This is a genomic window from Kitasatospora sp. NPDC001309, assembly GCF_042896295.1.
Classification (GTDB): domain Bacteria; phylum Actinomycetota; class Actinomycetes; order Streptomycetales; family Streptomycetaceae; genus Kitasatospora.
In genome coordinates this window covers 100318-108408 of sequence record NZ_JBIAXC010000034.1, presented here as the reverse complement: position 1 = coordinate 108408, position 8091 = coordinate 100318, and the positions used below count along the sequence as shown (strand labels likewise).

Below are 8091 nucleotides of genomic sequence, written 5' to 3'. Positions count from 1 at the left end.
CGACTGGCTCCACACCTACAATCACCACCGCGGACACACCGCACTCGCAGGCAAGCCACCCGCCAGCCGCGTCCCCAACCTCACAGGACAGAACACCTAGGGCAAACAGCGCACAGTCTGCCATCAGTTGAGCGCTCACGGTGCCGATACTGACGGATGTTCCTATCAGTTCCGCACTCCGCACACCAGGATGCACGTGCATCCGGCGCTTGCATATGCCAATAGTGCGACTGCACGTGAATCGACTCTTGCATCTGCAGTGAGCGCACACCACCATGGTGCACGTGCACCTGCACATCCCTGGCAATCCCGCGGGCTCCGCGTCGACCCCACGCGCGACTCCGTGCACCGGCCCGACGGCGTCCCCCGCGCCATCGGGCGTTCGAGTGCGCGCGCGCCTGGTCGAGGGGGCGGCCGAGCGGCCGAGCGAGTCGGAGGTGACCGGCATGACCCCGGCGGGTCCAGCCGTGTCCGCCCCCTTATGGGAGGAGCTCTTCATGAGCACCGGTACGGCTTTGGCAGTTGACCCCCATGTGGTCACCTGTACGCTCGCTCCTCGCTTCGAAGCCGTGAGAACCGCACGCGACTTCGCCCGGGCCTCGCTCCAGCGCTGGGGCCTGATGGAGCTGTTCGACGACGTCGCCCTGGTGGCCTCGGAACTCGTGACCAACGCGCTCCGGCATGCGATCGGCGCACGGCCCGACCCCTCGGGCGGCGCCCTGGGCGAGTACGACTTTCCCATACAGCCGACCCCGGAAGGGCGGCTGCCGATCCGAATAAGCCTGGTGCACCGCGCCCCCCAGGTGGTCTGCGCGGTGAGCGACCCGAGCAGTGCCGGCCCGGTGGCCCGGGAGGCGGACTTCGTCGCCGAATCGGGCCGCGGACTGCACCTGGTGGAGTCGTTCAGCCGCTCCTGGGGCTGGCACCCGTTGGGCAGCGGCAAGGTGGTCTGGGCCGTGTTCGAGGCGGAGACCGGCTGCGGCAACGGACTGGACGCCACCCTGCTCGACGGCACCGCGCCGGCCGGCCGGGTCGAGATCGGTGGACGGCACCGGCGCTCGGCCTAGGGCCCGCCCCGTGGCCCAGGCCGGCCGAGGAACGACCCGGGAGGACCACACCCCGGGACCTCCGGCCCGCCCGCGCGCCGGGCCGGGACGTGATCAGTGCGCCGAAGGCGGCTGCCCGCTCCCACTCCGGGCGCTCCCACACCGGACACTCCCACTCCGGGCACTCCGGCTCCGGGCACTCCGGCTCCAGGCACTCCGGCTCCGGGCCCGGACAAAGACAAAGGCCGTCGTGGTGTCAGCACCCACGACGGCCCCCCGATGGTGGAGCAGCGGCCGGTCAGACCGCGAGGTGGTCGAACTCCCCGTCCTTGGCACCCAGCAGCAGGGCCGCGATCTCGGCCCGGGTGTAGATGAGCGCCGGGCCGTCCGGGAAGCGCGAGTTGCGCATCGCCACGTCGCCGCCCGGCAGGGCCGCGAACTCGACGCAGTTTCCCTGGGAGTTGCTGTGCCGGCTCTTCTGCCAGACCACCCCCGTGAGGTCGGCGGCGGCCATCCCGTTGTGGGCGTGGTCGGAACCGTGCGTGTCCTGCGAGTCGTGCATAGAAGTCTCCCGAAGAGCTCCGGAGTTGTCGTCCAGCGCGGCGCCCCGGCACCCGCCGAACGAACGGACCGGCCCCGTACCGGCCCGGCACAACGCCTCACTTGACGTGATGATAGCCGCAGTGCACGTGCATCAGCACGGGACATTGCAGGTGCACGAGGCTTTTCGACGGTCGCCGCGAACTCTTCACGGACCCTTCTCCTGACGGTACGTAAACGGACATAGGCGACTGAATCGACGGTTCGTCCATAACCGGCCGTGAGCGGTTCCCCGCTGAATGTTGATCTTCGAATGCCGGGAGTCGCCCTCCCGTGACCCTCCGTCAGGCCGCCCGGCGGCTGTGAGACATCTCACGCGACTCCGGTGCAACGCGCCACCCCGCGGGACACGTCAGGGCAACTGAGGGACTCCGTACGGGGCTTGGGCGAGGAATGTCCGGATTGTGGGCAATCGCCCCGGACCGGGGCGGCCGGGACACGACCTCCGCACCGCGACCGCCCGAAGCCCGTACGGCAGCCGACTGCAGGCCTGACGGGCAGATGTCCTACGATCTCCGGCATGAGCACCGCAGCCATCCCGGGCGCGCCACTGCCCGTCCGCACTCCAGGTTCCCGTGCGCGGGGGCGCCACCGCCGCCCCGAGCGCCCCGAGATCCGCACCGGCTCGCCGGCCCTGGTGCTCGCCGTACCCGCGACCGCGGGGCCCGAGTCCCGTTCGGTCGTCGAGGAACTCCTCTCGATCGTCCGCAGTGAGCACACCGGCGTCCAGGCCGCGGTCGGCTACCTCCCGGCCGCCGACGCCGCGGCCGCGGACCCGCAGGAGCGCACCGTCGCGGAGCTGCTGGAGGCGGCCGCCGAGGCCGGACTGCCGACGCCCGTGGTGGTGCCGCTGGTCCCGGGCCCGCACGACTTCCTGACCGGGCTTCACGCCCTCGCCGCCCAGTACGGCGCGACCGTCACCGACGCGCTGGGCCCGCACCCGCTGCTGGCCGAGGCCGTCCACGTCCGGCTGTCCGAGGCCGGGCTGGCGCGGGCCGACCGGGCCCGGCTGTTCGCCATCGCGACCGCCGCGGACGGCGTGGTCCTGACCACCGTCGGCGGCGAGGACGCGGCCGCCGCGGCCGGGATCACCGGCGTGCTGCTGGCCGCCCGACTGGCCGTGCCGGTCGTCGCCGCCGCGCTCGACGTGCCCGGCTCCGTCGCCGCCGCCGTCGGCCACCTCCGGGAGACCGGCTCCGAGCGCCCGGCCCTGGCCCCGCTCGTCATCGGCCCGGAGGCGGACCCGGAGCTGCTCGCCACGGCCGCCGAGGAGACCGGCTGCCCGTCGGCCGCGCCGCTGGGCGCCTACCCGACGGTCGGCCAGCTGATCGCCTCCACCTACCTGGCCGCCCTGCCGGTGCCGACGGCGGAGGAGCTCGCCGAGGCCGAGGCGGAGGCCGCGGCCGCCGTCGGGGCCGGGGAGGGCTCCCGACGCGCCCACGCGGCCGCCGAAGGGCCCGTGGAGGGCTAGCACGACCCACTGAACGCCCGTCGGCCACCGCCGGCGGACCCGCACTGCCGAAAGGGCCCGGAACGACCTCGTTCCGGGCCCTTTCGGCGTGTTCCGATTCACCCCGCTGGTGCGCTAAGCGGGCAATGCGGCGCAATGTCCGTTTCCAGCTCATTTGTCAATGGACACTCGGCGAATGACGGGCGCGTTCCCCAGCGCGCGATTCACTACCGCTCCCCCGCGCCTCGGGCGCGCGCCCCTTGTGCCCCAACGCTCCGTCACCTCTTTTCTGAGGCGGAGCCAGTTATGAGAATCCGCTGCGATATTGCCGGAAAACGATCATTTACGATCATGAATTACGGCCCATTTGACGTTTTCCACTAAACCGTGATGCGCATCACAGGTATTTGCAGTTTTAACTTAAGTCTGCTTAACGTGCTCCCCGTTCGTGACCACACGGACCCAGTTCATCCGCGACGCCGAGTCCTGCCGTCGGATGTCCTGGCAGCGCGAAATCGCATCACGGCAGGAGCGGGGGAACCACAGGTAAGTCGCCCCGGACCGTTTTCCGGAACGGTCCAGGGCTAGGGGTGAAGCCGCGCCCACAGCGCGGCCGGGCAACTCCAGCCCGAATCCGACAGCTCACCTCGCAGGCGTGGGAGAGGACCGCGTCTTCATGCTGCCTTCCAACGGCAACCGCCTGTCCAGCCGCACCCGTCGCGTGATCGCCGCCCTCGGCGTCGCCGGCGTCGGCCTCACCGTCCCCTGCCTCACCACCGGCACCGCGAACGCCGCCTCCGTCGCCACCTGGGACAAGGTCGCCCAGTGCGAGAGCAGCGGCAACTGGAGCATCAACACCGGCAACGGCTTCTACGGCGGCCTCCAGTTCACCTCCAGCACCTGGGCCGCCTTCGGCGGCACCAGCTACGCCCCGCAGGCCGACCAGGCCACCAAGGACCAGCAGATCTCCGTCGCCGAGAAGGTCCTTGCCTCGCAGGGCCCCGGCGCCTGGCCGGTCTGCTCCGTCCAGGCCGGTCTGACCAAGGGCGGCGCCGCGCCCACCGTCGACACCTCGGCCGGCTCCACCGCGGCCAAGCCCGCCGCCAAGCCGGCCGCCCCGAGCAAGCCGGCCGCGAAGCCCGCCGCCCCCGCGCAGGACCAGGCCCAGGCCTCCGACGACGCCGCGGCCGCCTCCGCCCCGTCCGCCGACAGCACCTGGGCCCAGAAGCGCCAGGCGCAGGCCCAGGCCGGCGGCTACACCGTCGTCGACGGCGACTGGCTGTCCTCGATCGCCGACAAGCACAACGTCCAGGGCGGCTGGCAGCGGCTGTACGACCTCAACCGCAGCACCCTGACCGAGGGCCCGGACACCATCTACCCGGGCCAGCAGCTGACCTTCGGTGACGGCACCTCGGCCCAGGCCGACGGCTCCGCCGCCAAGTCCGGCTCGGACTTCACCTGGTTCGACCGCTCGAAGAAGGCCGGCCAGGCCTCGAACGGCGGTGCCGTGAACGCCAAGCCGACCGCCCAGAGCAAGCCGTCCGCCACCAAGCCCGCGTCGAAGCCCGCCGCCCAGGCGCAGACCCCGGCCCCGGCCCCGGCCGCCTCCGGCAGCATGGCCGCCGCGGTCTCCTTCGCCCAGTCGAAGGTCGGCCAGGCGTACGTCTACGGCGGCACCGGCAACGGCGGCTGGGACTGCTCCGGCCTGACCCAGGCCGCGCTGCGCGCCGCGGGCATCAACATCCCGCGCGTCGCCGCCGACCAGGCCGCCGCCAGCACCCACGTCTCGCTGGACAGCCTGCAGCCGGGCGACCTGCTGTTCTGGTCCAACAACGGCCAGGACTCGGGCGTCTACCACGTCGCCATCTACATCGGCAACGGCCAGTACGTCGAGGCCGCCAACCCGAGCTCGGGCGTCCGTCTCCAGACCGTCGCCAACTGGGCCCCGGACTTCGCCGGCCGGGTCTGAGCGACCAGGGACCGCGCGGCCGCCGACGGCTGACGCCGGAGCCCCGGGAGGAGCCTCCGCTCCTCCCGGGGCTCCGGCGTGCCCGTACACCCAGCCGGTCCGACCGACCGCCGGCCGACCGGACCGGCCGATCTGACAGATCCGGACCGACCGCCCCCGGGCACAGCACGCCGACGGGCCCCGGAGAGCAACCGCCCTCCGGGGCCCGTCGGTCGGCCCGGTCCGCCCGGACCACCCGTTCTCAGCGCGCGCAGGCCCCGGTGGACCCGCGCATCACCAGCTCCGGCTGGAACATGAACTCCCCGCGCTGGGCGGAGTTCCCGCCGACCTCCTCCAGCAGCGCGTCCACCGCCGCCGTCGCCATCGCCTCGACCGGCTGGCGGATGGTGGTCAACGGCGGCTCGGTGAAGGCGATCAGCGGCGAGTCGTCGAAGCCGACCACCGAGACGTCCTGCGGCACCGACAGCCCGCGCTGGCGCACCGCCCGGATCGCGCCGAGCGCCATCATGTCGCTGCCGCAGACGATCGCCGTGCAGCCCTTGTCGAGCAGGGCGCCGGCCGCCGCGTGCCCGCCCTCCACGCTGAACAGCGTGTGGTGGACGAGGTCCTCGGCCTCCTCCCGGCTGCGCCCGAGCACCTCGCGCATCGCCGCCGTGAAGCCCTCGATCTTGCGCAGCACCGGCACGTACCGCCGCTGCCCGACCGCCAGGCCGATCCGCTCGTGCCCGAGCTCGGCCAGGTGCTGGACGGCCATCCACATCGCGGAGCGGTCGTCCGGCGAGATGAACGGCGCCTCGATCTTCTCGCTGTAGCCGTTGATCAGCACGAACGGCACCCCGCGCCCGGACAGCCGGGCGTAGCGGTCGTGGTCGGCCGTGGAGTCGGCGTGCAGCCCGGAGACGAAGACAATGCCCGCCACCCCCCGGTCGACCAGCATCTCGACCAGTTCGTCCTCGGTGGACCCGCCGGGCGTCTGGGTGCACAGCACCGGGGTGAACCCGTGCCGGCTCAGCACCTGCTCGATCACCTGGGCCAGCGCGGGGAAGATCGGGTTGCTCAACTCCGGTGTGATCAGCCCGATCAGGCCCGCACTGCGCTGGCGCAGCCGGGTCGGCCGCTCGTAGCCGAGCACGTCGAGCGCCGCCAGGACGGTCTGCCTGGTGGCCGCGGAGACGTTCGCCTTGCCGTTGAGCACGCGGGAGACGGTGGCTTCGCTGACCCCCGCCTGCGCCGCGATGTCTGAGAGTCGCGCCGTAGTCACGGGCCCAGAGCCTATTGCACCCACGTCAGACCGCCCACCAGCCGGTGCTGTCCGGTGCGAGCACGGTCTCGCCGCCGTCCACCCCGAGTTCGCTCGAGGAGAGCAGCAGCCGGCCGGGGGCGGGTATCCGCACCGGCTCGCCGGTGGTGTTCACCGTGCAGACGAAGGAGCCGCGCCGGAAGGCGAGGGTGCCCTCGGGGGCGTCCAGCCACTCGACCCCGGTGCCGGCGCCGAGGTCGGGCTGCGCCCTGCGCACGGCCAGCGCGCTGCGGTAGAGCTCCAGCGTGGAGGACGGGTCGCCGGTCTGCGCCTCGACGCTGAGCCCGGCCCACTCGGCGGGCTGCGGCAGCCAGGACGGCCCGCCGGCGGCCGGTCCGAAGCCGTACGGGGCCTCGGTGCCGGACCACGGGATCGGCACCCGGCAGCCGTCGCGGTAGCCGTCCTGGCCGGCCTGGCGGAAGAAGGACGGGTCCTGGCGGACCTCGTCGGGCAGGTCGGTGACGTCCGGCAGGCCGAGCTCCTCGCCCTGGTAGACGTACGCGGAGCCGGGCAGCGCGAGCATCAGCAGGGTGGCGGCACGGGCGCGGCGCAGGCCGAGCGCGCGGTCGCCGGGGGTGCGGATCTGGGTGCCGAGGCCGGGCTCGTTGGCGAACCGGGTGGCGTGCCGGGTGACGTCGTGGTTGGACAGCACCCAGGTGGTGGGGGCGTCGACCGGGCGCATCGAGTCGAGCGAGAGGTCGATCACCTCGCGCAGCGCGGTGGCGTCCCAGCCGGTGCCCAGGTACTGGAAGTTGAAGGCCTGGTGCAGCTCGTCGGGGCGGACGTAGTTGGCGGTGCGCTGGACGGTCGGGGTCCAGGCCTCGGCGACGCCGATCCGCTGCCCCGGGTACTCGTCGAGGATCCGGCGCCAGCTGCGGTAGATCTCGTGCACGCCGTCCTGGTCGAAGAACGGCATGACGTCGTTGCCGAGCAGCTTGAGCTGGTCGGAGCCGCCGAGGTCGGGCAGGCCGGGGGCCTTGACCAGGCCGTGGGCGACGTCGATCCGGAAGCCGTCCACGCCCATGTCCAGCCAGAACCGCAGGATCGAGCGGAACTCGTCGGCGACGGCCGGGTTCTCCCAGTTGAAGTCGGGCTGCTCGGGGGCGAACAGGTGCAGGTACCAGTCGCCGGGGGTGCCGTCCGGGTCCTCGGTGCGGGTCCAGGCCGGGCCGCCGAAGATGGACTCCCAGTCGTTGGGCGGCAGTTCGCCGTTCTCCCCCTTGCCGGGGCGGAAGTGGTAGCGGTCGCGCAGCGGGGAGCCGGGGCCCTCGCGCAGGGCGCGCTGGAACCACTCGTGCTGGTCCGAGGAGTGGTTGGGGACGAGGTCGACGATGATCCGCAGGCCGAGCAGGTGGGCGTCCCGGATCAGCGCGTCGGCGTCCAGCAGGGTGCCGAACATCGGGTCCACGGCGCGGTAGTCGGCGACGTCGTAGCCGGCGTCGGCCTGCGGCGAGGCGTAGAAGGGGGAGAGCCAGACGGCGTCCACACCGAGGTCCCGCAGGTACGGCAGGCGGCTGCGGATGCCGGGCAGGTCGCCCATGCCGTCCCCGTTGGAGTCGGCGAAGCTGCGCGGGTACACCTGGTAGATGACCGCGTCCCGCCACCAGTCTCTGGACGCGCCGCCACGCACAGGAGCCGGGGCGGCCGCCTCGTGAGCGGTGTCGGCGGCAGGCCGGGAGGTGTCGGCCAGGTTCTGGGTCATGGACGGTATCCCTTGGGGATCGGA

6 protein-coding genes, 1 pseudogene and 1 riboswitch are annotated in these 8091 nt (G+C 72.5%); of the genes and pseudogenes, 4 read left to right on the top strand and 3 right to left on the bottom strand.

Annotated elements, in window-relative coordinates; translation table 11 throughout:
• Together ACFY2K_RS29540 and ACFY2K_RS29535 are read left to right on the top strand one after the other, a co-directional pair.
• Window positions 1-100 (top strand): annotated as a pseudogene (locus ACFY2K_RS29540) (IS481 family transposase); the annotation flags it as partial.
• Window positions 101-497: 397 nt separating this feature from the next.
• Entirely contained in the window at window positions 498-1067 is a 570-nt protein-coding gene (locus ACFY2K_RS29535) for an ATP-binding protein (protein ID WP_375895936.1), read from the top strand.
• A 277-nt stretch (window positions 1068-1344) separates the two neighbouring features.
• Here the strand turns inward: ACFY2K_RS29535 and ACFY2K_RS29530 are convergent, their stop codons facing one another.
• Window positions 1345-1608 carry a DUF397 domain-containing protein gene (locus ACFY2K_RS29530; protein WP_375895934.1) on the bottom strand — a complete coding sequence of 88 codons (264 nt, stop codon included), beginning with the start codon at window positions 1606-1608 and terminating at the stop codon, window positions 1345-1347.
• 558 nt (window positions 1609-2166) lie between these two features.
• On the opposite strand from ACFY2K_RS29530, the gene ACFY2K_RS29525 reads away from it, so the two are divergent.
• Both ACFY2K_RS29525 and ACFY2K_RS29520 read left to right on the top strand, forming a co-directional pair.
• Window positions 2167-3117: a hypothetical protein gene (locus tag ACFY2K_RS29525; RefSeq protein WP_380522640.1), complete on the top strand. Its 951-nt coding sequence runs from the start codon at window positions 2167-2169 to the stop codon at window positions 3115-3117.
• Between the two features lie 477 nt (window positions 3118-3594).
• A riboswitch (cyclic di-AMP (ydaO/yuaA leader) is annotated at window positions 3595-3765 on the top strand.
• Window positions 3766-3772: 7 nt separating this feature from the next.
• Complete coding sequence (locus ACFY2K_RS29520; RefSeq protein ID WP_380522639.1) at window positions 3773-5065, top strand: transglycosylase family protein; 1293 nt, start codon at window positions 3773-3775, stop codon at window positions 5063-5065.
• Window positions 5066-5306: 241 nt separating this feature from the next.
• Here the strand turns inward: ACFY2K_RS29520 and ACFY2K_RS29515 are convergent, their stop codons facing one another.
• Entirely contained in the window at window positions 5307-6326 is a 1020-nt protein-coding gene (locus tag ACFY2K_RS29515; RefSeq protein ID WP_375895926.1) for a LacI family DNA-binding transcriptional regulator, read from the bottom strand.
• Window positions 6327-6351: 25 nt separating this feature from the next.
• Complete coding sequence (locus ACFY2K_RS29510; protein WP_387715468.1) at window positions 6352-8067, bottom strand: glycoside hydrolase family 13 protein; 1716 nt, start codon at window positions 8065-8067, stop codon at window positions 6352-6354.
• Window positions 8068-8091: the final 24 nt, after the last annotated feature.

What these genes read in the sequence shown, in the direction of transcription:
- ACFY2K_RS29535 (WP_375895936.1), top strand. Translation starts at nt 498, where the DNA reads ATGAGCACCGGTACGGCTTTGGCAGTTGACCCCCATGTGGTCACCTGT.
- ACFY2K_RS29530 (WP_375895934.1), bottom strand. Translation starts at nt 1,608, where the DNA reads ATGCACGACTCGCAGGACACGCACGGTTCCGACCACGCCCACAACGGG.
- ACFY2K_RS29525 (WP_380522640.1), top strand. Translation starts at nt 2,167, where the DNA reads ATGAGCACCGCAGCCATCCCGGGCGCGCCACTGCCCGTCCGCACTCCA.
- ACFY2K_RS29520 (WP_380522639.1), top strand. Translation starts at nt 3,773, where the DNA reads ATGCTGCCTTCCAACGGCAACCGCCTGTCCAGCCGCACCCGTCGCGTG.
- ACFY2K_RS29510 (WP_387715468.1), bottom strand. Translation starts at nt 8,067, where the DNA reads ATGACCCAGAACCTGGCCGACACCTCCCGGCCTGCCGCCGACACCGCT.